Genomic DNA, 21071 nt, shown 5'->3' with positions numbered 1-21071 from the left:
GCCCCACACCAGCGCGCCCGGCGCCCGCCCCGCAGCCTCCAACCGCCGCACCACCAACGCCAGCCCGTAGGGCACCGCGACGATCAGCGCAAGGTTCACCAGCAGCCCGAACCGGGCCCAGACCGCCTGGCTGTAGAGCATCACCACGAACACCCCGACCAGCACCGCCAGCTGAGGCACCGTGTATGGCCCGCCCCACATACGACCGCCGCCCGGCAACTTGCCCACGACCTTCGGCCACAGCCGCGCCCGCGTGTAGCAGGTGCCGACCAACTCCGCGTTCTCGCTCACCACACCGGCCCTTGCTCCTGGACCGTCTGCACCACCGCAGCGCTGCCGCGCACGATGTCCTCCTCGGCCTTCTTCGACAGCAGCTCGGCGTTCCGCACACCAGCCCAGATCGCCACCCCGGCCAGCAACGCCACAATCGCCGCCCCCACCGACTTCGTCTTCACCCACGTCAACGCGACGAACGCCGCCACCAGCAGGCCCATCACGGCGCCCTCCAACAGCCCGCCCAGGTCACCCGCGAGTGCACCAATGTCATCGATCACTTGCTCTTCCCCTTCTCCTTCGCCAGCGCCGGCGCCGCCCGCAGCGCCGAGATCTCCCACCGTTCGTCCCGCACCTGCAGCGACACGGCGTACGTCATCGGCCGCCACCCACCACCGGCCTCCAACGCCTCCAGCTCGACGACCACCTCACGCCGCTCGCCCTCCCTCGGCACCTCCGCGGCCACTACGCCGTCGTCCGCTCCCTGCACCGCAAGCTCCACCAGCCGCACCTGCGTGTACGGCGCCCCTGTCACCGCGCGGACCGAGGCCTGCGGCGCAACGAACCGCTCCACATCACCGCGCCCGGCCAGATACGCCTCGAAGAACCCGAGGAGCGTTGCCGCGCCCGGATCGCCCTTACTGGCCGGCCCTGGCCGCCCGTACCCCAACCCCCGCGCCTCGCTGTCCGTGTCCACCGGACCGGCCACCTCGCTCGGCAGCGCCACCGCCGTAAAGCCCCCATCGGCAGCCGCCACCGGCACACGGAAGAACCGCACCCCACCCGGCTCGCCCTCGCCGCGCTCCTCCCGGTCCTTGCCTGTCTCCTTGCCCGCTTCCTTGAGCACGACCGCGACCGACACCGACCAGTAGCCCTTCCGGACCGTCTCCACCTCGACCGCCGCCGACCGCTCCACCACCACCGGCCGCGCACTGGCCACCCGCGCTGAAGCGCCCGGCAAGAACACATCCAGCTGCTCGGCCTCTCGAGGCGACGCCGTCAGATAGCTCGTCACGAACAGCTCGGCGATCCCCGCCGGCCCCGCCGTGTCCGCCACCGCGACCGGCTCGGCCGCCACCTTCGGCACCGGCATCGAAGCCGCCTCACCGCTGTGGGCCCACGCCCCCACCGCCAGCACCGGACCCGCCGCGACCAATCCCCACAGCCCCCACCGCGCGGCCCTCGACACCAACGCCACACCGCCGGTGGACATCTGCCAGCCCCACTCCTCCGTATCGGCCCGACGCCGCCCGAAGCTCTTCACGGCTCCACCTGCCGACGCCCGGCACGGACCAGCTGCTCCAGTCGCGCCCGCAGCACCTCCGGCGGGCACGCCTTCAACTCCGCCCACGCCTTCATCGCCCGCTCCGCGTCGCCGTCCTCGACGTACCGCTGCAAACTCGCGACCGTCTCCGGCGCCCACGGCGCCGCCTCCAACTGCGCGGCCAACCTCTTCGACGTGCGCCGCGACCGCACCAGCAGAACCTCCTGCTCGCTCAACCCCTCGAGCTCAGCCCCTACACCGCCGCCCTCTCCGGCTGGCACCCGCTCCACCATCCTCAAACTCCCTTCCGGCTCAGAGACCTCACGCGAGACCTCGCCAGAAGAAAGCCCCGGCACAGGGCTAGATGTGACACCAACCCGAGAACTTTCTTGAAGGGGACGCTCACGCGGCCTGCGCCAACCGCCATCGCGGAACCGCCGCGCGCAGCTGCTGCACCGCCCGACTGCGGCGCTTCCTCAACACCGCGGCGCTCACCCCCACCTGCCGCGCCATCACCGCATCCGCCGGGGCGCCCTCGCGATAGAACGTCACCAGCGTCTCCACGCCGGCCCGCTCCAGCACCTGCTCCCGCAGCGCCCACACCAACAGCTCAGCCATCTCAGCCCGCGCACCCTCAAGGTCACCCAGCTCCCCAAGACCGGCCGTGACGACGTCCTCCGCGAGCTGCGCCTGCTCCGCCAGCCGAACCGGATCCTCCTCGTCAACCAGCGAGCCGACGTACTCCTCGATCCACTCCAGATCGCTGCTGGGCAGCTCGCTTTGCAGTTCCCGCGCAGCCCGCTTGGACGTGTCCCACGCGATGTTCAGCGCGATCTTCTCCGGCCGCCGAGCGAGCGGATACCGCCGCACCATCTCGTATAGCGAGGCAGCCACCACCTGAGCCACCTCATCAACCGGCACCTCATACCGAAGCCGGAGCTGCTTCACCGAACGCAGCGCCGCCGGCACCATCGCCACCACCACAACCAACGCCGCCAGCTCACAGCCCGCCGCCGCCCGCTTCACCAGAACCGCCAGCCACCGATCGCTCGGTACCGAACCGCGCTTCAACGCGCGCAGCAGACCGTCCAGCCCTTCCGTCGCGTCCACATCCACGGGGACGCCGGATTCGACCAGCCACGAGTGGACCCGCTCCACCGTTCCCGGCTGGGCACACATCTGTCCCCACTCGGCCCGCACCAGATCGAAAGCGTTCTCCACGGCAGCTCCCCTTTCCTTTCACTGCCGTGGACTGTGGTCCGCACCCCTTGCCCAACAAGGTGCCCTCAAACGCCGTTACCGCAGGTCAACCGGCCAACCAGAGCGGAGTCACCCGGCGGGGCAACCTCAAGCACCCCGTGACAACCACCCACCCCACCGACTCCAACCTGGGGCAACCCCCGACACCGCACTAGCAGGCCAGCACCTGGACTGAGCGGCCTTGCCGCAATCCCACCCGGCCTCGACCAGCGCTCCGTACGCTGCCGCTATGAGCGATGGATTCCCCGTAACCGTGGTGGCCGCCTACGACACCGACTGGCACCTCTTCCTCACCTGCCCCGAGCGAGGCGACCTCGGCTACTGCACCGGTGTCGGACCCGACGAGCCGTTCGACCCCCAAGCCGCCACGCGAACCCTCAAGGAGGCCGGCTGGAAGCTCGCCCCCGACGGCTGGCGGGAAACCTCCCTCGACGAGGAGTACCCCTTCGTCGCCCAAGTCGCCCGAGAAGGTTGACCACCTACCCACCACCACTGCAACACCCACTCGAACACCCACTGCAACACCCACTTGATCACCCGATCCGCCCGGCAGAGCAAAGCCGCAGGTCAAACCCCACGGGCAACCGACCCCGCCCCTTGTCACACCTCTCTATGAGCAATGAGAGGAAGTAACAATCGTCTTCGCCCGCGACGGCGAGCCACCAACAGACAAGGGGAGGGGTCTACATGCCTGTCCGCAACACCAATCCAGCAGGCTCCAGCAGCGCCTTGCGCAGCGACGTACTCCGCGCCCTGGGCGTCGTAAAGATCGCCACCGCCGACCAGATCCAACGCCTCACCGCCCCCCACCTCACCTACCGGCACACCACCAAGCCAACCGCGCGCGCCCGAAAGGCCGCACGTACCAGCGCGTACAACGCCGCACTCACCGACCTCCGCCGACACGGACTCGTCGAGACCGGCGGCTGGACGCGCACCGGCGACGCCCTCCGCACACTGACACCACGCGGACTGGCTGCCGCCGCCTACGAACTCGGACGCCCAGCGGAAGAGATGGGAGGCACCGCCCGCGCCGCCGCAGCCGCCGGCGGCACGCACCCGCTGGCCGTCACCGAAACCATCCTCGCCCTTCTACGCCCCGCCCCGAACCTGGACCTGGTCGCCAACGAGCCTGAGGCCGCTCGCCACGCCGCACAGGCCGCCGCCCACGCATCTCCCGGCCTCGGCTCCCTCTCCGGCTACGCCACCGAAGTACCGCTCCCTGCAACCGGCACATGGGCACGACCGGGTCGCGGCGGCGCTCAGGCAGACCTCGTCCTCACCGCTCCGGAAGACGATCTCCCCCTGCTGTTCGTCGAGGTCGACAACTGCCACGAGACAGCCGAACGACTCGCTGCGAAGATCGACCGCTACGCACGCTTCTTTCGGCGACGCGTACGAGACACCGACGGACAAGAGCAAGAGCTGTGGAGCACCCGGTGGTCGGGGTTCTCCGGCCTCCGCCGCCGGAGCGCTTATCCGCCGGTCCTGATCGTCTTCAACCGCGTCGGTGCCCGGAACCCCGACCTCACAGTGCAGAGGCTGTCAGCTCTCACTCGACCTCACTGGGAGGGCGAGGACGGCTACGGCGGTGGACCCCACGCGTACGACGGGAAGATCCCGCTGGTGGCAACCACTCTGGAGCTGTTGCGCGCTCACGGTCCCGCTGGCGAGGTATTCCACAGGTTCGGCCGGACGGCGCCGCAGCGTCTCCTGGACGCCATCGCCCTTCGCCCTTCGTAGCCCGCAAGCCGAACCGGCTGTGGTCACGTTCGCCGCGCGGCGAGGCGAGGGGAGAATCTTCTCGCGCATCACTTGTAAAAGATGGGTTGAATCATGTAAAGTATGTGTTGTTGGAAGGGGTGGGCACCCCAACCAACACGCCGATTCTCAACTCAACAGAGGGAGTCTCATGGAGATCCACGAGCGCCTAGCACTCGTCTACCAGCGCCTCCGCGATCTACCTCCGGCCCGCACGGCGGAAGAAGCACTCCACCAGCTCGACACCACCCTCACCAAGGTGGAAGACGAGCACAGCGGAGTCCCCTTCAATCCCAACGCCGGGCTCGCGTCCGACGGGCGGATGTACTTCCCCCGGGAAGACTTCACCACCCGCCACCCCGACGGCAGCGTGACCGCCCTCACCAAGGGCCAAGTCATCACCGCACAGCCCAACGGTGAGCTGACCATCACCAGCAGGCGCACCGGAGAAGTCGTCTACCACCGCCCCGGCGCGAAGTAGACGACTCACCCGCCCCGCACCCAGCGGGGCGGGTACCCGGCTCCCCAACAACCCAGAAGGACCTCGACATGATCGACCTGCTCGTCCTCTACACCAACAACCTCGACTCCGCCCACGCCTTCTACAGCGACCTCGGCCTCGCCTTCGCCAAGGAGCAGCACGGTACCGGCCCCGAGCACTACGCCGCCCAGCTCCAGAACGGCGCCATCCTCGAGCTCTACCCCGCCACGCCGCGCCGCCCGGCGAACGCTGGCCTCCGACTCGGCCTCACCCTGCCCGCTGGTACCCGCGCGCCGGGCCGGCGGCAGATGAGCGACCCCGACGGCCGCGCCCTCATCCTCACCCTGACGGAGCAGACCATGACCACCCCCGAGATCGAAACCGCGGTCACCGAACGATTCGGACCTACCGCAACTGCCGACATCCACCGCCACCCCACCGGAGCACTCTCCGTCACCATCCACGCCGGAGGCGACACCATCACCCTCGACGGAAAGGGGAACTCCTGGGGCTGGACCCTCAACCCCGCGCCCGACAGCGCCGGGCACGAGCACACCGCCACCAGCCTCACCAACGCCCTCGACGTCGCCAGCAGCACCCTCCGCTGACACAAACGGCCGACGGGGCAATCCGCTCACGCGGTGGGCAAGCCCCGTCGGCCAACGCCGATCCCCAATCAAGAGGACCACCACCATGCTATCCGCCCCACCGGGACGCCCCGGCGTGACCTTCGAGGAGATCGCCGCCCACGTCGGCCGGTCCACGCGCTACGTCGCCGAGAACACCCGTTGGGGCCGGCACCCGGAATGGCCTCAGTCGATCGGCAAGCGCGGCCGCCGACAAGAGTTCCACCCAGGCGACGTCAACGCCTTCATCGCCACCCACCACACGCGCGAGATCCCACCCATCCAAGATGACCGGCTCTACACAGCCAGGGAGGTCGCAGACCTCGCCGGATTCGCACCAGACACCCTCTGGAGCTACGTCACGCGTGAGCAATGGCCCCCCGCCGATGCGAACGGGCAGTGGTGGGGCAGCACCGTTCGTCGGGCCCTGGCCTCCCGGCGAAGCTACCGCCGAACGCGTAGCTAGGACGTGAACAAGAACAGGGAACGGCCCGTCGGGCAGCACGCAGCTGCCCGACGGGCCGTTCGAGCGAATCAGGCGTACAGCTCCGACTCCTCGATCGCGTTCACGGTCGCCCGGGCGAGATCGGCCGGTTCCCCAAGGTCACACACCAGGATCCAGTCCCTGTCGTACGGGTGCTGAACGATCAGTTCCCACGTGCCGTCGAGGAGCACAACGGCGAGGTCGTTGACAGGGTGCTCCAGGAGGATGCCCGGCCCCGCGAACGCGGAGTCGGTGACCTTGGCGGTGGCCTTCGGCCAACGCGCGGTCACGAGCTGGCCGATACGGCGGAAGTTCTCAGCGATCTCACTCTCAGTGGTTGTCACATGCACTCCTTGAAGAGGTGGTTGGGCGGGGGCTGCCACCCCGCATGTGTAAATTAAAGCACGTTTATTGAGCTGTGGTCAATCACTCCGAAGACCCCTGGCCATCCGAAGACCGGGATGACAAGCTCTGCCGCACCCGAAGGGAACACCGCAATGACCGACACAGAACGCATCGACTGCGCCGACTGCCACGCCCTGCCGAGCTCTGACAACGCCCGCATCGCGCACGTGAAGACGAGCGGTGTGATCAGCGAGACCTGGCACACCTCAGACTGCCCCGCCCTGGCAATCTGGTGGATCAACATGGAGGAGGGAAGCAAGCGCGTCCGAGAGCAGGACGCATGGGCCAAGGACGTCTTCCCCGCTGCGCACGAACGGCTCAGGCGGGCCGCTGCCGCGCAACCTGCCGGCACCGCAGCCCAGCCCTTCATCGACGCCCTGAGCGAACTGGTCCAAGCGCAGGCCGACACCACCGGCTTCGTTGTCCTCCACCGATGGGCGGAGATCCTGGAACGCCACTTCCCACCCGAACTCCCCAACCCCGACCACATCGCTGAGCCGCCACACCGCTGAGAGCGGTCACTTCGGGCCCACAGCTCCGTACAGGTCTTCTACAACGGCCAGCCCCCGGCGGCCTCGCGCTCACCGCCCGCGACCAGTCGCCACCCTGCTCCTCGCGTGTGTGAGCGCGAGCACCTGGCGGCGCTTTGCCGCGATAGCCGGCCCCGCCCCAAGCAGCGCCGATCCGAATGGCCGCGGGCACGTCATCCAGTACAGCGAGGTTCACGAGACGCAGGCGATCTGGATGACCGACGCCGACGTCGTCACCTGGCTCACCGACCCGGACGCTACGACGACACCCAGTCCTGAGACGAGCGCGCCGGGAGGTGACGGAAGGGCGGGACGCCGCCGCTCCGTCCTGCGGCTCACGCGGTGGCCGGCTCCGGCACTTCGAGAGCTGCCGCGACCCGGCGGGCCATCGTGGCCGTCTGCGGCGGTAGGTAGGTGTCCAGGGCGTCGACTTCGTCGCACAGCTTCGCCCTCAGCCCGTGCAGGACCGCCTCGGTGAACAGCTTGCCCGGGTCGTCCTCGGGCTGCTGCGCCTGCTCGGCCTGCAGCTGGCCCCGGTGGTACCGCATCCGGTTCGCTGGCGCCCGCATCGCCTCGTACGACAGCGCCTCGCCCATCAGGCCCGCCACGTGCGCGCGGTCCTCCTCCTGCGGACCGTCGGACCGGAGGTCCTGCTGCCCGACCTGGAGGTAGCTCTGCAGCGTGTCGCGAGCCATGCCGGTGTGCTGGCAGTACGCGGCGATCAGCATGGCCACCATGTTCATGGTGTCCGCCGCGTCCGTGGCCCGGTACAGCGTCATCCGCTTCCAGGTGTGCGCCTGGTCGGGCTCGGTGTACCGCAGCACCTCCTGGCAGTTCTGCACGCCCTCGGCAACCAGCTGGTGGATCGCCCGGCGTAGCGGCTCGGGCATCTGGGTGTCTTCCATGACCGCACGCTAGAGGTCCGCGTGCCCGGAGTTCGCCGTCACGGCCCTGTGCTCACCCGGACGGACCAGGAGCCGTTCCCGGCCCGCAGCCCGGCGCCGGATGCTCCGGCAGCGGAGGCGCCCTTGACGCCGGACCCGGCCTGCGGGACGGTCGGCGCAACTATGCGCAACCGAGTCCCAGGGGAGTACGTGATGACGCTACGGTTCGTCGGGATCGACCCCAACACCGGCGGCGAGGGATCACCGACGGTGTGGGTGGAAGAGGAGAGCGCGGACCTGGTCCTCCAGGGCGAGGAAGCCGACGCCCTCCTCAAGACCCTGGTCGGCTCCACCGAGTGGGTAGCCGGCCACAAGACGGGGATCCCGCCGCACGAGCGGGTGATCCGGATTCCGTTCCGCATGGTGCAGATCGTGAGGGAGGCGTGCGATGCCGCTGAACGCGCAGCAGCTGAACACTGCGACGTTCGCTGAACTGCTCGCCGACACCCACCACACGGCGGTTCATCTGGAGATGCGCGACGTCTACGCGGTGGGCGACGAAGCCGAGGACTTCGAGACCTTCCTGCTCACCGGCGTCCCGAACCTTGACCCGGCCCGCTCGTTCTGGCCCCAGTGGATGCCGCTCGTCGAAGACGCGGTCGCCCGCGGCGTGGTGATGCGCCGGGCGCGGATCGTCTCCGAGCCGGTCACCGACTACATCCGCTACGAGCACGCCATCACCCCGCTCAACCTCCAGGCCGGAGAGGGCGTGCGCTGGCTGCCCCGCCGCCGCGCCTCCGACATCGCGCTGCCCGGCAACGACTTCTGGCTCCTGGACGACCGGCTGGTGCAGTTCCACCACTTCACCGGCACCGGCGACTGGGCACCGGACGGCAAGGAGCGCACCACCGACCCGGCCGCCGTCGCGCTGTGCCACGCCGCCTTCGAGACCGTGTGGGAGCGCGGCATCCCGCACGAGAAGTACACCGTCCAGGCCCACTGAGCAGAGCACCGTGAGCGCATCCCCCTCGTCCAGCGCACAGGCGGCCCGTGAAGCGCTCGCCGTGCGGCTCACGCACCTGCGCAAGGACGCCGGCCTCACCGGGAAGGAACTCTCCGCCCGGTGCGGCTGGCACCCCGCGAAGACCACCCGCATCCAAAAGGGCGACGCCCCGCCCTCCGACGCGGACATCCGCGCCTGGTGCGCGGCGTGCGGCGCCGACGACCAGGCCGACGACCTCATCGCCACCGCCCGCGCCGTCGACTCCATGTACCTGGAGTGGCGCCGCCTGCACAAGGACGGGATGCGCAAGGTCCAGCAGAACTGGAACACCCTGCACGAGCGGACCCGCGTCTGCCGGGTCTACGTCTCCAACGTCCCGCCCGGGTTCTTCCAGACGCCGGCCTTCGCGACCGCCCTGATGGGGCAGATCACGACGTTCCAAGGCACGCCGAACGACGTCTCCGAAGCGGTCGCCGCCCGAGTGGCGCGCTCCCGCTTCCTCTACGAGGGCGGACACCGCTACGTCGTGCTCATGGAGGAGTCGGTCCTGCGGTTCCGTACCGCTGACCCCGAGGCGATGCGCGGACAGTTGCGCCACCTCCTGGCCGTGATGCCGCTCGCCTCCGTGTCGCTGGGGATCATCCCGTTCACCGCGCAGCGCACCGTGTGGCCGCTGGAGGCGTTCTACGTCCACGACGACACCATGGCCGTCGTGGAGACGCTGACGGCTGAGATCAAGGTGACGCAGCCGCGCGAGCTCGCCGACTACGCCAGGGCGTTCGCCGGCCTCGCGGAGATGGCCGTCTACGGCGACGAGGCCCGCGCGCTCATCCGGGCGGCGATCGACGCCCTGGGGTGAAGTTCCGCAATTCCCCGCAATCTCGTTGAGGACCGAGCGGCGACCTCCGTAGCGTCGAACGACACCGACGCAAGGCACTCAGCACACGGAGGCGGTGCCCATGAGCGCACCCACACCCGCCGGCCCCGCACCCGACGGCCCCTGCCTCCAGCAGCCCGACTTCGGGCGGCCTTCACCCGCGCTACTGGAACGCGCCGCCCGCGGCTACGCCCGCTTCCTCGCCGTCCAGGCCCCGGACGCCGCCACCGGCGACCACGACCAGGACGACGACGCGGCGGGCGCCCGATGAGCGACACCCACATCGTGCTCCACGACCCCGACGGCCTGATCGAGGCCGAACTCCCCCTGGACCGCGCCCCGCACGAGGCACTCGTCACCGCCATCCTCGCGTGTCACGACCCGGATCTCCCGCCTCGCGACTACGAGCAGATCGCCCTCCAGCTCACCGGCCACGCCCGCGCGGTCGCTGCCGACGTCCGGCGTCTCACCGCCGCCCTGCCCAAGAGCGACGGCCGCGGCGCCCTCGCCGAAGTCGTCCTCGAGGAAGCCGACCGCCGTCTGTCCGCCCCGCTCAAGGGCACCGCCTGCTGTGTCCAGAACCGGGCCCGCCTCGTACGGGCCCTCTACACCCGGCTGGACCGCCTCGCCGAATCTGTGCCCCCGGTGTGATGCGGGTGCCGGCCGCGGCTCCTCCAGTACCCCGGCGACCTTCCGTGCCATCTCCACGTGCGGCGGCGGGTAGTCGCCCAAGGAATGCCGGCCCTCGTATCGCAACACCGAGACTCACGCCGTACGAGGCCGCTGAATACCGGGTGTGGCTCGATGCCCCGCAGCACATCCACTCGATCCCGGGCCTCGACTACAGCGCGGGTGTCGGCGAACTGCCTGTCGAAGCCGTCCTTCCTCGACGAAGTCCTGGACGAGCGCCGACCGTCCGGCTGAGTCATGCAGGGCCGAGGTGTCCAGCACGCACCGGATTGCGCCGAGGCCGCCCGACACGGCCGTGCCGCTCTCCCCTCCTGGGCTGCGCGCTCACCCTTGCCGAACAAGGGGCGTCCAGTCATCGCGGGCCCGTCAGCTGCTCCGACTCCCCGCCTGGAGTACCCGCGAATCCCCAACGGATGTCGGTGCCTTCTGCGAGCATCGGCCGATGGCCGATGGCAGGGATCGCTCGATTCTTCGACAGGTAGTGAGCGACGTCGTCGCTCGGCTCAGTGGGAACTCGCACGCCAGGCTGAACGCGGCGTTCGCGGAGCTGGGGATGCCGGCAGTCCCGGAGGAGGGAACCAAGGGCGAACGGGTGAAACGGAGCTTCGCGCAGGTTCCCGACACCGACCTCCCCCTCGTTGCGAACCGTGTCTTGGCCACGGGCCAGGGGAGTCCTCAGCAGAGGTTCCGGATCGAGGATGTGCTCTGGGCGGAGTCCTCGCCTCCGGAGATACCCATACGGATTCGGCGCGAGTTGGCCCGGTCCCTCGACCTGGCCGCTATGACCCCCAACCAACCCAGGTTCATGGCGATGCTGAGCCGGTTCTGGGTACTCGGGGAGGAGCTCAGCCCACTCATCGACGCGTTCTTCGGCTCCCCCGGGCCCAGCCTCAGGCGCGATATCGAGAAGCACGTCTTCCGGAACCCGGGGGACTGGACGGCCGAGACTCTCCTGGAGAACCTCGGCGCATTCGAGGCCGGCGACGCCAGGTTCGCCCGGTTCCTCGAAGCGATGGTCTCCGCCGATGTCCTGCTCGACGAGTCCGCACAACGGCTCCTCGTAGACGCGATCAACGAGCACGTCCGCAGTGCGGCCGTCGAACTGCGGGAAACAGGCACTGAAGGCGGCTACCCCCGCTTCACCCTCGTCTCCACCCGGCTCGCCGGAAACCGGAAGCCGAAGAACATCATCTTCGCGTCCCTCACCAAGCCCGACATCCGTTTAAACGCGATGGACAACGACATCGAGATCGTCGGCGACACAGACAATCAGCTGGTCTACGATCGCCCGACACCCGATCACGGCCTCCGCTGGCGTGACCTTCAGGCCTGGTGGCAGGACACACGCAACATCCCGAATGAAGCCGAAGCCAAGACCTCCCTCTACAAACGGCTCCACCGCTGCCTGCCTGACACTTCCCCGGGGCAGCAGAACCTCTTCGGCGCCTACCACCATGTCCTCGGCGACAGGGCCTATGACCTACCCGCCCTGCTGCCCGAGGTGTGGCTGCACTGGGACCACCAGACCGTCCGCGCGCGCGGCCCCCAGGCCCTGCTGCGTTCCCGCATGGACTTCCTGCTCCTGCTCCCGCACCAACAACGCATCGTTCTCGAAGTCGACGGATCCCAGCACTACACCCGCGACCGAGGCCAGCGCCCCGACACCGCAAAGTACGCCGAGATGATGGCCGCCGACCGCGACCTGAAGCTCAGGGGGTATGAGGTCTTCCGGTTCGGCCATGACGAACTCGAAGATGCCCGCGATGCCCAAGTCCTCATGGAACGATTCCTACCAGCACTGTTCCAGCGCTTCGATGCCGAGGCCGGCAGCTGAACCTGCTCCCCACCCAGCATCTCGTCAGTGCACGGCGGTCGCCCCTCAAGGTCCCGAGAAACGGAAAGCCTGCTGTCAGACCCGGTCCGTACCCTTGGCTGAGGTACCTGAGACAGGAGGGCAACGTGGCCCGCAGCGGCATCAACAAGCGCGATCTCGACAAGTGGGCGAGAGACGTGGTCAAGGAGACCAACAAGAGCCTGGAGCGGGCTCAACGGCGGAACCCACCTCGTATCTCCGCACAGATCGAAGCCACCTCCAGCGCGGTGCCCGGTGACGTGACCGGCTACCTGGCCCGGTTGCTGCTGTGGCTGGACGACCGCGAGAAGCAGAACCCGGGCAGGTACATCAACGTCGCTGCCTTCCCCGAAGAGCTCCAGCTGGAGGACGAGGACCCGGCCATCCTGGCGCTCCAGCTCAACCAGCACGACCTGGTGCAGATCCTCCGCACCATGGGGCCCCACAACCATGTCCGTCTCACCGACGCCGGCCGCGTCACGGTGCGCGGACTGAAGGATCTACAGAAGGACCGCGCCGCCCGGATCCGCCACACGACGGACGCCTTGCTGCGATGGCTCTTCGACACCGCCAGTGACCACACACCCGTCAACCCGGCCCTGTTCCTCGCGACACCCGACTCCTACTTCGCCGGAACCGAGATCAGCGAAACCGATCTGCACCAGGCGCTCGCCTACCTCGCAGAGCACAACCTCATCGAACACATCGACACCGACCCGCCCACGGTCGCCACCACACCCCAGGGCACCCGCTGCGCCCTGGCAGGAGGAAGCGTGCAGGACCACGTCAACCAGCCCCGCCCCGGCACCACGTACAACACCTACCTGCCGAACGCCAAGGGCGTCATCATCGGCGAGCAGCAGAACTTCACGCAGAACAACACCGACGGTGTCGACCCGACGCTGTTCGTCCAGCTCGCCGGGTACGTCGGCCAGGTCAGTCCCATCCTGGGCCTGCCCGACGAGGACCGCGTGGAGCTGGAGCGCGTCGCCCAGGAGCTCCACGACGAGGCGACCTCCGGGAATCCCGAGCCGGGCCGCCTGCGCCAGTTCGCCACCCAGCTCAAGGACAAGCTCCTGGAGGGCGCCTCCACCATGGCGGCAGCGCAGGGCATCCAGATGGCCGAGCAGGCCCTTGACGCGCTCATGCGTTAGCCGCCTTCCGCACCACCCCCGGGCCCGGGGGTCAGCCATGACACCCCCGTGCCCGGCTTCATGGAGTCGCACGGCCTAACGACCGTGCCACCGGGCGGACCACCGGTCCTTCGCCAAGGCCGCCCCGGCCCGGCAGGGAAGGCGCACTTGACGCCGGTCCACAGCCCTCCGCCGACGTCTGGAGCCCGGGGCGCCTCTCTGTTCTGGTGCTGGACCGCCCATCGGCCCGTCGCCTACGACGACGGCCTCGACCGGCTGGAGAAGCTGGCCGTCATCGCCCGGGGCGCCACCACCGCGCTGCGCGACGTCCGGCCCTGGCCCTTCCCCGAGTTCGAGGACGCCATCACCGCGTGCCTGGCCCCCGACCCCGCCGACCGCCCCACCGCGAAGGAGCTGACCGCCGCATGGTGACCCTGCGCGCCTTGGTGCTTGACGACGCTGCCGCCCTCACCTGCGTCTACAGCGGCGCCTCCATCCGGCACACCACCGGCAAGCCCCTCACCCTCGACCAAGCCCGCGAGAAGGTCCGCACGGCCCTCGCCCGAGCCGCCGCGAACCCTCGCCTGCAGTGGAGCTGGGGCATCCTCAACGAGGAAGAGCTGATCGGCCTGATCGCCCTGCGGCGACGATCCCCGTCCATGGGCACCATCAGCTACATCCTCCGCGAAGACACCTGGGGCAACGGCTACGCCACCCAAGCAGCCGAATACGTCGTCCAATTCGCCTTCACCACCGCCGGCCTGGATCGCCTGCAGGCCATGCACCACCCCGGCAACCCCGCCTCCGGCCGCGTCCTGCTCAAAACAGGCTTCACCCGTGTCGGCACGGCCGACCGAGACACCGACGACGGAACCGTCCCCTACGAGTTGTACGCGCTGGATCATCTGAACTAGCTCCCGCACAGTGCGTACGCTGCAAACGCTTCGCTGCCTTCTCGAGGAGTTCACCGGATGGCTGACAACTCGCCCGTGCCCGAACCGCGCCGGAGCATGGCGATGCACAACGACTGGTGGCTGTCAGGCTGGGAGCACGTCTTGCCCCGTCAGGGCTTCCCGCTGACCATGCTGATCGGGACCGCGAGCCAGCCCGGTTTCACCGGCTCACTGGACGACTTGCTGCACGAGATCTTCGACGGGCGCTGGGACATGATCGGCGGCGACCTCGACGGCGCGCTCACCTTCTCCTGGCCGAATGAGGAATGGGACTACGAGGCCGCGCCGGAGGGCCGCGAGGCATGCGAGGCGGCCCGCTGGGAGGAGTTCAGCACCATGCTGACGACCGCCGGCTTCCCGGTGCCCCAAACGGTGCGGGACCTGTCTGAGCTCTACCTAACGTGGGGCCTGGCCACCCGCGAGGAGACCTCGGAAGGCACCCGGTGGTCGATGCCTGCCGCGCTACCGCTGCCCGGCGATCTGCTCCCCCTGGACCCCGAACTCACCGAGCGCCTCGACGGGATCCGCTGGACGAGGCGCACGGGCCCGCTCCTCGACACCCTCATTGCCCACCTGATCGACGATCTGGGTGAACCGGCGGAGACTCTCACCTCCCTGGACCAGCTTGCGGCAGCCACGGGACAGGACGTCGACGACGTCCGGCTCGCTCTCGCGGAACTCGTGACGTCCGGCGACGCCCGTGTTCAGCGTGGCGAGGAACTGGCCGACGCGGAGCGCCTGGAGGCCCACCGCCGCTTCCGCCTGGTCATGGACTGGGCGCACTTTCACGAGAACCGCATCCAGGTGAGCCGCGGGTGACGGAGGCCGCTCACGGCACAGTGGGGACCAGAGACACGCGCCTGATCGTGATCCGCGGCAACAGCGCCTCGGGCAAGTCGTCCGTCGCGGCCGGCCTGCGCGAGAAGTTCGGCCGCAACCTCGCCATCGTCGCCCAGGACAACCTGCGCAGGATCGTGCTGCGCGAACACGACCGGCCCGACGGCGCCAACATCGGCCTGATCGACCTCACCGCCCGCTACGCCCTGGACCACGGCTTCCACGTCATTCTGGAAGGCATCTTGTACGCCGACCGCTACGGCACGATGCTCCAAGACCTGCTGCACGCCCACCAAGGCGTCACACGGTGCTATTACCTCCACGTGCCCTTTGAGGAGACGGTGCTCAGGCACGCGACGAAACCAGATGCCGAGTACCTCGCGCACGTCAACGACGGCCACCTACGCGACTGGTACCGAGAGAAGGACCTGCTCCCCAACAGCCTGGAGACCGTCATCGACGCGGCCAGCACCCTGGACGACACGGTCCAACAGATCCTTGCCGAGAGCGGCCTGGACAGCATTCCCCCGATCGACCGCTGAGGGGCGCCACCCGCAGGTACGGTCAGCTTCACGGCCCGCAAGACGGCACACACCACCGGACCCCAGGGGGCAATGGGCGTGGAGAACGGATCGCAGAGCATCCCGTGGGGCGGCCAGTGGCGGCGACACCTCCGCTCCGATCACCAGATGGATCTCGTACGCTCCTGGATCCGCCGCCTCGAGTGCCCCACCTGCAAGACGGCCGCAGGGCGCGCCTGCCGCACCTCAGGCGGCCATCCCACCGACCACCACCGGGCCCGCCGCGACGCCGCCGGCCCGATCCCGTACGAGGAGTGGCGGAAGCAGGGCCTCATTCCAGAGCAGCAGACGTACACGATCCCGGCCGTGCTCAAGGAGTCGGAGAAGGCGCGCGCCGACTTCAACGTGGACACCGCCTTGGCCGACAGCGTGGCGGTCGTCCGCATGTTCCTCGCCGACCGGCTCGGGCTGTTCCTCCAGGGCGAGGAAGCGATGGACCGCATCGACGACGCCGTACGTCAACTGATCGAAGTCCGCGGCCCGGTGGGGACGGCGGACCTGGTCACCGTCCTCGCCGGTCTTGTCACCATGCTGCTGTCCGCGAACGCCGGACCCGACGGCGATCCGGACACCCTGTTCGAGGCCGTGATCCGCGCGCAGGTAGGCATGGCCCGCAGTCTGCGCACTGCCGAGAGGAACCGCACCGACAACTGACAGAGCGCCTGCATCGCAGCAGTACTCCTGCCCGCCGCTGGTCCCCACGGCCCACCAGGTCCAGGCGCTCCGAGGGCGTGGTCACTCGCCTTCGTGCTCGTCGTCCGCCGGCGTGTCGTCTGGCTCTGCTGCGCGGGCTTCCGGGGTATCGGAAGAGGCCGACCCTTCGACCTCTTCGTCAACGGTCTCCTCCCGCCTGCTTGGCCGGCGTAGGTCCGCGGCGATGTCCAGCTTGGGCATGGACTCTGCCATCTGCTGGGCGAAGCGGTGCAGCGGGTTGTTGATCAGCGCCAACTGGTCGGCTGCCATCTTCCGGGCGAGGCGCTGCACGGGCTCGTTAACTAGCGCTGCGTGGCGCGCGGCGGCCTGCCGGGCGAGTTGGCTGGCGGCGGTGTCAAGGTTCGCGAGGGAAGGCGCAAGCTGTTCGGCGAGCAGACGACCAGCTGAGTTCTGCGCAGTCAGAGCCTTGCGCTTGGCACCCGCCACGATGTCAGCAGCCCGCTGCTTGAGTGCCTGCAGAGTCCTCATGCACGGCTCGTCATCGGTGTCCGGCGGTGAGGGGTCCTCCGAGGTGAGCAGAGTCGGCGTCTCGTCGTCGCGGGTGGAGAACAGAACCTTCATCGGCCACACGCAGGCGATGTAGCCGATGAGTGTGCCCGCCTCGTCGCCAGCGGGCCCGTACAGCAGCCAGTGGGTGTTGGCTGTGTACCAGACGTCGCTCTCGATTGTGTGGCCTGTCACGTCCGTGACGCTGAGCAGCTCGACCTCGGGCTGGGCCAGCCACTCGGACCACTCCTCCGTTGTTCCTCCGTCGCCCAGACCGACGAAGCCGGTGAGAGAACTGAGACCCATCGCCGTGTGTGCGACCCGGGCCCGAACCGACGCGGACTCCAGCAGCTCGGCTGCAGCGGCCTTTGCTTCTTCCCCGGACACCTCCGTGGTGAAGCGGGAGACGACCTGGTCGAAGTCCTTCAGCAAGGTGAGCCGGCCCTCCAGGTCGCGGATGTCCTCATCCATGGGGTACTCGAAGAGGGATCCGTCGCCGAAGTCGCTGCTGTTGTTCGTGACGAACCAGACGTGCTCCTCCGGGTTCTGCTCAAGGAACTCCAGGATGGAGAACCAGATCGCCGCATCGCGGCCACCCTCCGAACGATCCTTGACACGCTTGGCCGGGGGAAGCGCCATCGCTTCACGCTGGAATCCCCTGCGGATAGCCGTGTCGCTGGTCTCGATCACCTCGAAGATCTCGCCATAGGCATCGCGCCAGTGATCGAGAAGGCGCTCGAGGTCCAGCGGCTCCAGCGAGCTTTCTGGCTCCCAGGGAAGAACCTCACTCAACTTCGCCACAGCTTTCAGAACCGCGCGGTACCTGTCAGGGTAGAAGCGAGCCTGGTGGGCGGCCATCTCCTCCAGCACCATCCACGGCACCGCGACCCGGTGGTGACCGGACTGCCGCAGCTTCCGGATGATGTCCGCCCGCAGGCCGTCGGGCGGAAGCAGGTTCACCGCGTTCGTATCGAAGATGATCAACTTCGCCTCCATGCCGAGATGCGCACAGACTTGCTGCCTTCTATGCAGCCCACTCCAGCCCGAGCTCCGCCAACACCTGGAGTTTGTCCGCGCTCAGCTTGGCACGCCTGCTCTTGGTGTTGCTGAGGAATACCCCGAGCTTGATCTCCGTGCCGTCTTCCAACCGCTCTACGTGGGCCCTGGGGACCTTCACAGAGCCTGTGCGGGTCTTGTACTGCGTCAGGGCCGCAACGCCCCTGTCGAAAGCGCTCACGGCCGTCTTGGGGGCCTTGACGGGCGTCTCCTGCTCCGGGGGCAGCGGTGTCACGCCGATCGCCTCCAAGAGCTCGCGCTGGCCGGCCATCAGAGCGGTCCAGACGTCGTGTTGGCGCTGCCGGGACAGCCACTTCCCGACGTCCATGCCGTGCACCGTGATGCCGGGCACGACGACCGCCGGGTCATCTTCCTCCCGCACCAGTTCGCGGACGGCGGCGTAGTGCCGCTGCCAGACCGCCGGCCACTGCGGGTTCCAGTGCTCGTCGACGGCCTCCAGCGCGGTCTTCCACTCGGGGTGGGCGTCCAGGGCGCCGGGGCGGCGGAGGTTGGACAGCCACTGCCCGATCGGCCGGTCCAGCGCGGTGGCGGACCGGGGCGCGCACAGCGTCCAGTGCTCCTCGTAGTACGCCTTGGCCGCCTCGAGGTTCTCCTGGAACCGCTCGTCCGCCAGGCTCCAGACCATGCCCAGCTTCTCCAGCCGCTGGGCCCGCAGCCCGGTCATCTGCCCGGCCCCGTAGGCCCGCCGCTGCTCCGCGACCCACTGCCCGAGCGGGTAGGCGCCCTCCTTGTGCCCGTACGGAACCCTGGCGTGCCCCTCACGCTCGGTGAACTTCTTCAGCGCCGCCCAGCCGCGCGCCCAGTCCTGCTTCTCCGTGTCGATCACGTTGAAGCTCACCCAGTCCGCGACCATCACCGGATCCCTGGGAGCGGCAAACCGGAGCAGTAGCCGGGATTCCGCCTCGCCTTCCTCGGGCGGCGGACCGATGTACTCGGACGGCTGCGCCACGTCCTTCTGCGGCTCCTGCGGAATCGCGAGCAATTCGATTGCCTCTTCATCGTGAGCTCGCAGACCCTCAAGCACCTTCACCAAAGGCCGATACGACCCCGAGGTGAACATATCCTCCGGCCTTTCTCCCGGCTGGAGAAAAACCGGCACAATCAGCGAAGCGAGCTTCCCCTCTCCCGGCTTCTGCCGCAGCGCCCGACCGATGGCCTGGACGATGTCGTGCGGCGCGCCCTTGGGGTCCAGCAGCGCCACGGAGTCCACCGCGCGAATGTCGACGCCCTCGCCCAGGACCCGGCAGTTCGAGAGCACAGCCCGCCGCGCCGTGGAACCGAAGTCGGCCAGGACGCCCCGCCGGCGCTCGGGGACGTGCTCGCCGCACAGCCAGTCCGCCCAGATCTGAGCCGGGTACTTCTCCGGCTGGTCGGCGTGCAGCCGCTTCGCCACGCGCTCCAGGCCCTCCGCGTACGCCTGTGCCTCTATGGTCCGGTGGTGGAAGGTGATGCAGGTCTGGAGGTTGTGCTGCTCCATCGTGTGCAGCAGCGCGGCCTGGAGCGCCCCGAGACGCTGCCCGCGGACCTCCTCGCTGTGCCGCTCCTCGCCCATCAGCCGCTCCGGGGTGACGACCGGGTCCTGGAGCTCCAGCACGATGATCTGATACCGCGCCAGCAGCTTCCGCGACACGGCCGACGCCAGCGAGAGCTTGTAGAGGACCGGCCCGAAGACCTTCTCGTCGTCCATGGAGGCCGCCATCTCCCGCGGCAGCGGATCGCGCACCCCCTCGGCGACCTCGCGGTTCAGCCGCTCCTCCCAGATCCGCGGCGTCGCCGTCAGGTACAGCCGGCGGTGCGCCGGAATCACCGCCTGGTCGTGGATCGCAGCCCACGCCTTACCCATCGACCCACTGGTCCGGTGCGCCTCGTCCACCACCGCCAGGTCCAGCGGCTCCAACTGCTGCCCGTACGCACCCTCGAACGCTTCCGCCATCACACCCAGGGAGTGGTAAGTCGCGAAGAAGGCGACCGGTCCCGTCCCATGCCACAGCGCCAGCTGCACCGGGTTGGTGGTGCACCGCACACCGAGCGCCCACAGATCCGGGTCTTCCAGCGGCCCGCACACCGCGACCGCCGGCACCTTGGGACCGGACCCAGCCCATTCCTTGATCGTCTGTGCCAGGAGATCGAGGGTCGGCACGAGCACCAGGATGCGGCCCTTCGGCACAATCCGCTTTGCGGAGGCTGCCGCGATGACGGTCTTTCCTGTTCCGCACGCGGCGTGCACCTGCCCACGCAGGCCATTCCAGGGAATGCCACCCGGCGGAATATCGAAACCGCGCACGATGGCGGATACGGCTTCAATCTGGTGTTCACGCAGTTTTGCGGCCATCCCTGTGTTCTCCTTTTCGTGGAATGCGGTGCGTGATAGGAATGAGAGTTCGGCGCGCGGTGAGTGGCGGGCTGGGGTGGTGGTGTCTGATCCCAGACTCTACACAGTCAGCACCCGTGATGCATCACCCCTGGGGCGACTTCCCTCTCTAGGCTGATACTTGGCTGAATCTCGCCCCGTGCGCACGGTTCATGGGGTATGCTGGCGGGGCATTGGTGAACGTGAGCGGTCGGTTTCGAGGGTGGGGGAGTGGTCAGGGTGGAGCGCAGCGGAGCCCGTCACTGCGGTGGGGGCCCGGCACCCGATCGGGCCGACGGTCCGTCACTCTCGTTGCGGGGGTGATGGCTGGGATTCCCAAGCCCTACACAGGTCCGCGCGCGATGCACCTCCCCTGTAGCCAGCCTCGACACCCGCGCTTGCGCGGGTGTCCTACGATTCGCGCTTGCGCGAATCGTACCCACTTTTAGGGATTCCGCTTGCGGAATCCGATTCCCCCGCTTGCGGGGGAATCCGCGCCGCGCTTGCGCGGCGCGTTCTCTATGCCCCGGCTTGCCGGGGCATATCCCGC

Annotated in this window: 26 protein-coding genes and 1 pseudogene; 18 read left to right on the top strand and 9 right to left on the bottom strand. The window is 68.7% G+C overall.

Annotation, left to right across the window (positions count from 1 at the left end; translation table 11 throughout):
* The 5 genes and pseudogenes from FNX44_RS09440 to FNX44_RS09420 form a co-directional block, all read right to left on the bottom strand.
* A pseudogene (locus FNX44_RS09440) lies at positions 1-291 on the bottom strand (hypothetical protein); the annotation flags it as partial.
* Complete coding sequence (locus FNX44_RS09435) at positions 288-554, bottom strand: hypothetical protein (RefSeq protein ID WP_143647559.1); 267 nt, start codon at positions 552-554, stop codon at positions 288-290. The pseudogene FNX44_RS09440 and the gene FNX44_RS09435, both read right to left, overlap by 4 nt.
* Positions 551-1537, bottom strand: a complete 987-nt coding sequence (locus FNX44_RS09430; protein ID WP_143647558.1) for a conjugal transfer protein — start codon at positions 1535-1537, stop codon at positions 551-553. The genes FNX44_RS09435 and FNX44_RS09430 overlap by 4 nt, the downstream gene beginning before the upstream one ends.
* Positions 1534-1773 (bottom strand): hypothetical protein, encoded by a 240-nt coding sequence (locus FNX44_RS09425; RefSeq protein ID WP_143647557.1) that lies wholly within the window; start codon positions 1771-1773, stop codon positions 1534-1536. The genes FNX44_RS09430 and FNX44_RS09425 overlap by 4 nt, the downstream gene beginning before the upstream one ends.
* 166 nt (positions 1774-1939) lie before the next feature.
* Positions 1940-2758: a hypothetical protein gene (locus FNX44_RS09420; RefSeq protein ID WP_143647556.1), complete on the bottom strand. Its 819-nt coding sequence runs from the start codon at positions 2756-2758 to the stop codon at positions 1940-1942.
* A 268-nt stretch (positions 2759-3026) separates the two neighbouring features.
* Here FNX44_RS09420 and FNX44_RS09415 point away from each other — a divergent pair, with 268 nt between their 5' ends.
* The 5 genes from FNX44_RS09415 (at position 3027) to FNX44_RS09395 (ending at position 6131) form a co-directional block, all read left to right on the top strand.
* A complete protein-coding gene (locus FNX44_RS09415) occupies positions 3027-3272 on the top strand; it encodes a hypothetical protein (protein WP_143647555.1) in 246 nt (81 codons plus the stop codon).
* A 212-nt stretch (positions 3273-3484) separates the two neighbouring features.
* Positions 3485-4540, top strand: a complete 1056-nt coding sequence (locus FNX44_RS09410; protein WP_143647554.1) for a replication-relaxation family protein — start codon at positions 3485-3487, stop codon at positions 4538-4540.
* Between the two features lie 169 nt (positions 4541-4709).
* The gene (locus FNX44_RS09405; RefSeq protein WP_143647553.1) at positions 4710-5039 is read left to right on the top strand and encodes a hypothetical protein; all 330 of its coding nucleotides are present in this window, start codon (positions 4710-4712) and stop codon (positions 5037-5039) included.
* 68 nt (positions 5040-5107) lie between these two features.
* Positions 5108-5647, top strand: a complete 540-nt coding sequence (locus FNX44_RS09400) for a VOC family protein (RefSeq protein WP_143647552.1) — start codon at positions 5108-5110, stop codon at positions 5645-5647.
* A 115-nt stretch (positions 5648-5762) separates the two neighbouring features.
* Positions 5763-6131 carry a hypothetical protein gene (locus tag FNX44_RS09395; protein ID WP_143647551.1) on the top strand — a complete coding sequence of 123 codons (369 nt, stop codon included), beginning with the start codon at positions 5763-5765 and terminating at the stop codon, positions 6129-6131.
* Positions 6132-6199: 68 nt separating this feature from the next.
* Here the strand turns inward: FNX44_RS09395 and FNX44_RS09390 are convergent, their stop codons facing one another.
* On the bottom strand, positions 6200-6493 hold the full coding sequence (locus tag FNX44_RS09390; RefSeq protein ID WP_143647550.1) for a hypothetical protein: 294 nt from the start codon (positions 6491-6493) through the stop codon (positions 6200-6202).
* A 153-nt stretch (positions 6494-6646) separates the two neighbouring features.
* Between FNX44_RS09390 and FNX44_RS27945 the strand changes: the two genes are divergently transcribed.
* Positions 6647-7066 carry a hypothetical protein gene (locus tag FNX44_RS27945; protein WP_173019138.1) on the top strand — a complete coding sequence of 140 codons (420 nt, stop codon included), beginning with the start codon at positions 6647-6649 and terminating at the stop codon, positions 7064-7066.
* 353 nt (positions 7067-7419) lie between these two features.
* On the opposite strand, the gene FNX44_RS09380 is transcribed toward FNX44_RS27945, so the two are convergent.
* Complete coding sequence (locus FNX44_RS09380; RefSeq protein WP_228449773.1) at positions 7420-7989, bottom strand: hypothetical protein; 570 nt, start codon at positions 7987-7989, stop codon at positions 7420-7422.
* 192 nt (positions 7990-8181) lie between these two features.
* On the opposite strand from FNX44_RS09380, the gene FNX44_RS09375 reads away from it, so the two are divergent.
* The 12 genes from FNX44_RS09375 (at position 8182) to FNX44_RS09320 (ending at position 16548) form a co-directional block, all read left to right on the top strand.
* Complete coding sequence (locus FNX44_RS09375; RefSeq protein WP_143647549.1) at positions 8182-8460, top strand: hypothetical protein; 279 nt, start codon at positions 8182-8184, stop codon at positions 8458-8460.
* Complete coding sequence (locus FNX44_RS09370; RefSeq protein WP_143647548.1) at positions 8417-8971, top strand: DUF6879 family protein; 555 nt, start codon at positions 8417-8419, stop codon at positions 8969-8971. Before FNX44_RS09375 ends, FNX44_RS09370 begins: the two co-directional genes overlap by 44 nt.
* Positions 8972-8981: 10 nt before the next feature.
* Positions 8982-9830 carry a helix-turn-helix domain-containing protein gene (locus FNX44_RS09365; RefSeq protein ID WP_143647547.1) on the top strand — a complete coding sequence of 283 codons (849 nt, stop codon included), beginning with the start codon at positions 8982-8984 and terminating at the stop codon, positions 9828-9830.
* 100 nt (positions 9831-9930) lie between these two features.
* Positions 9931-10119, top strand: a complete 189-nt coding sequence (locus tag FNX44_RS09360) for a hypothetical protein (RefSeq protein WP_143647546.1) — start codon at positions 9931-9933, stop codon at positions 10117-10119.
* Positions 10116-10499, top strand: a complete 384-nt coding sequence (locus FNX44_RS09355; protein ID WP_143647545.1) for a DUF6415 family natural product biosynthesis protein — start codon at positions 10116-10118, stop codon at positions 10497-10499. Before FNX44_RS09360 ends, FNX44_RS09355 begins: the two co-directional genes overlap by 4 nt.
* A gap of 481 nt (positions 10500-10980) precedes the next feature.
* Positions 10981-12372 (top strand): AbiJ-related protein, encoded by a 1392-nt coding sequence (locus FNX44_RS09350; RefSeq protein ID WP_143647544.1) that lies wholly within the window; start codon positions 10981-10983, stop codon positions 12370-12372.
* A gap of 125 nt (positions 12373-12497) precedes the next feature.
* A complete protein-coding gene (locus tag FNX44_RS09345) occupies positions 12498-13544 on the top strand; it encodes a hypothetical protein (RefSeq protein ID WP_143647543.1) in 1047 nt (348 codons plus the stop codon).
* Positions 13545-13691: 147 nt separating this feature from the next.
* Entirely contained in the window at positions 13692-13955 is a 264-nt protein-coding gene (locus tag FNX44_RS09340; protein WP_228449772.1) for a hypothetical protein, read from the top strand.
* Positions 13949-14437 carry a GNAT family N-acetyltransferase gene (locus FNX44_RS09335; protein ID WP_143647542.1) on the top strand — a complete coding sequence of 163 codons (489 nt, stop codon included), beginning with the start codon at positions 13949-13951 and terminating at the stop codon, positions 14435-14437. The genes FNX44_RS09340 and FNX44_RS09335 overlap by 7 nt, the downstream gene beginning before the upstream one ends.
* Positions 14438-14494: 57 nt before the next feature.
* A complete protein-coding gene (locus tag FNX44_RS09330; RefSeq protein ID WP_143647541.1) occupies positions 14495-15295 on the top strand; it encodes a DUF6042 family protein in 801 nt (266 codons plus the stop codon).
* Positions 15292-15855 carry a P-loop NTPase family protein gene (locus FNX44_RS09325; protein WP_143647540.1) on the top strand — a complete coding sequence of 188 codons (564 nt, stop codon included), beginning with the start codon at positions 15292-15294 and terminating at the stop codon, positions 15853-15855. The genes FNX44_RS09330 and FNX44_RS09325 overlap by 4 nt, the downstream gene beginning before the upstream one ends.
* Before the next feature lie 147 nt (positions 15856-16002).
* On the top strand, positions 16003-16548 hold the full coding sequence (locus FNX44_RS09320; protein WP_228449771.1) for a zinc finger domain-containing protein: 546 nt from the start codon (positions 16003-16005) through the stop codon (positions 16546-16548).
* Between the two features lie 81 nt (positions 16549-16629).
* Here the strand turns inward: FNX44_RS09320 and FNX44_RS09315 are convergent, their stop codons facing one another.
* A complete protein-coding gene (locus FNX44_RS09315; protein WP_153507062.1) occupies positions 16630-18078 on the bottom strand; it encodes a PIN domain-containing protein in 1449 nt (482 codons plus the stop codon).
* Positions 18079-18118: 40 nt separating this feature from the next.
* Positions 18119-20503, bottom strand: coding sequence for a DEAD/DEAH box helicase (locus tag FNX44_RS09310; RefSeq protein WP_143647537.1), 2385 nt, complete (start codon positions 20501-20503; stop codon positions 18119-18121).
* Positions 20504-21071: the final 568 nt, after the last annotated feature.

It is taken from the genome of Streptomyces alkaliterrae, from assembly GCF_007097205.2.
GTDB lineage: Bacteria > Actinomycetota > Actinomycetes > Streptomycetales > Streptomycetaceae > Streptomyces > Streptomyces alkaliterrae.
The sequence above is the reverse complement of the archived record's forward strand: the minus strand, read 5'-3'. Positions and strand labels throughout refer to the sequence as shown.

What these genes read in the sequence shown, in the direction of transcription:
- FNX44_RS09350 (WP_143647544.1), top strand. Translation starts at nt 10,981, where the DNA reads ATGGCCGATGGCAGGGATCGCTCGATTCTTCGACAGGTAGTGAGCGAC.
- FNX44_RS09310 (WP_143647537.1), bottom strand. Translation starts at nt 20,503, where the DNA reads ATGGCCGCAAAACTGCGTGAACACCAGATTGAAGCCGTATCCGCCATC.
- FNX44_RS09360 (WP_143647546.1), top strand. Translation starts at nt 9,931, where the DNA reads ATGAGCGCACCCACACCCGCCGGCCCCGCACCCGACGGCCCCTGCCTC.
- FNX44_RS09370 (WP_143647548.1), top strand. Translation starts at nt 8,417, where the DNA reads ATGCCGCTGAACGCGCAGCAGCTGAACACTGCGACGTTCGCTGAACTG.
- FNX44_RS09320 (WP_228449771.1), top strand. Translation starts at nt 16,003, where the DNA reads ATGGATCTCGTACGCTCCTGGATCCGCCGCCTCGAGTGCCCCACCTGC.
- FNX44_RS09355 (WP_143647545.1), top strand. Translation starts at nt 10,116, where the DNA reads ATGAGCGACACCCACATCGTGCTCCACGACCCCGACGGCCTGATCGAG.
- FNX44_RS09405 (WP_143647553.1), top strand. Translation starts at nt 4,710, where the DNA reads ATGGAGATCCACGAGCGCCTAGCACTCGTCTACCAGCGCCTCCGCGAT.
- FNX44_RS09410 (WP_143647554.1), top strand. Translation starts at nt 3,485, where the DNA reads ATGCCTGTCCGCAACACCAATCCAGCAGGCTCCAGCAGCGCCTTGCGC.
- FNX44_RS09330 (WP_143647541.1), top strand. Translation starts at nt 14,495, where the DNA reads ATGGCTGACAACTCGCCCGTGCCCGAACCGCGCCGGAGCATGGCGATG.
- FNX44_RS09415 (WP_143647555.1), top strand. Translation starts at nt 3,027, where the DNA reads ATGAGCGATGGATTCCCCGTAACCGTGGTGGCCGCCTACGACACCGAC.
- FNX44_RS09380 (WP_228449773.1), bottom strand. Translation starts at nt 7,989, where the DNA reads ATGGAAGACACCCAGATGCCCGAGCCGCTACGCCGGGCGATCCACCAG.
- FNX44_RS09335 (WP_143647542.1), top strand. Translation starts at nt 13,949, where the DNA reads ATGGTGACCCTGCGCGCCTTGGTGCTTGACGACGCTGCCGCCCTCACC.
- FNX44_RS09375 (WP_143647549.1), top strand. Translation starts at nt 8,182, where the DNA reads ATGACGCTACGGTTCGTCGGGATCGACCCCAACACCGGCGGCGAGGGA.
- FNX44_RS27945 (WP_173019138.1), top strand. Translation starts at nt 6,647, where the DNA reads ATGACCGACACAGAACGCATCGACTGCGCCGACTGCCACGCCCTGCCG.
- FNX44_RS09400 (WP_143647552.1), top strand. Translation starts at nt 5,108, where the DNA reads ATGATCGACCTGCTCGTCCTCTACACCAACAACCTCGACTCCGCCCAC.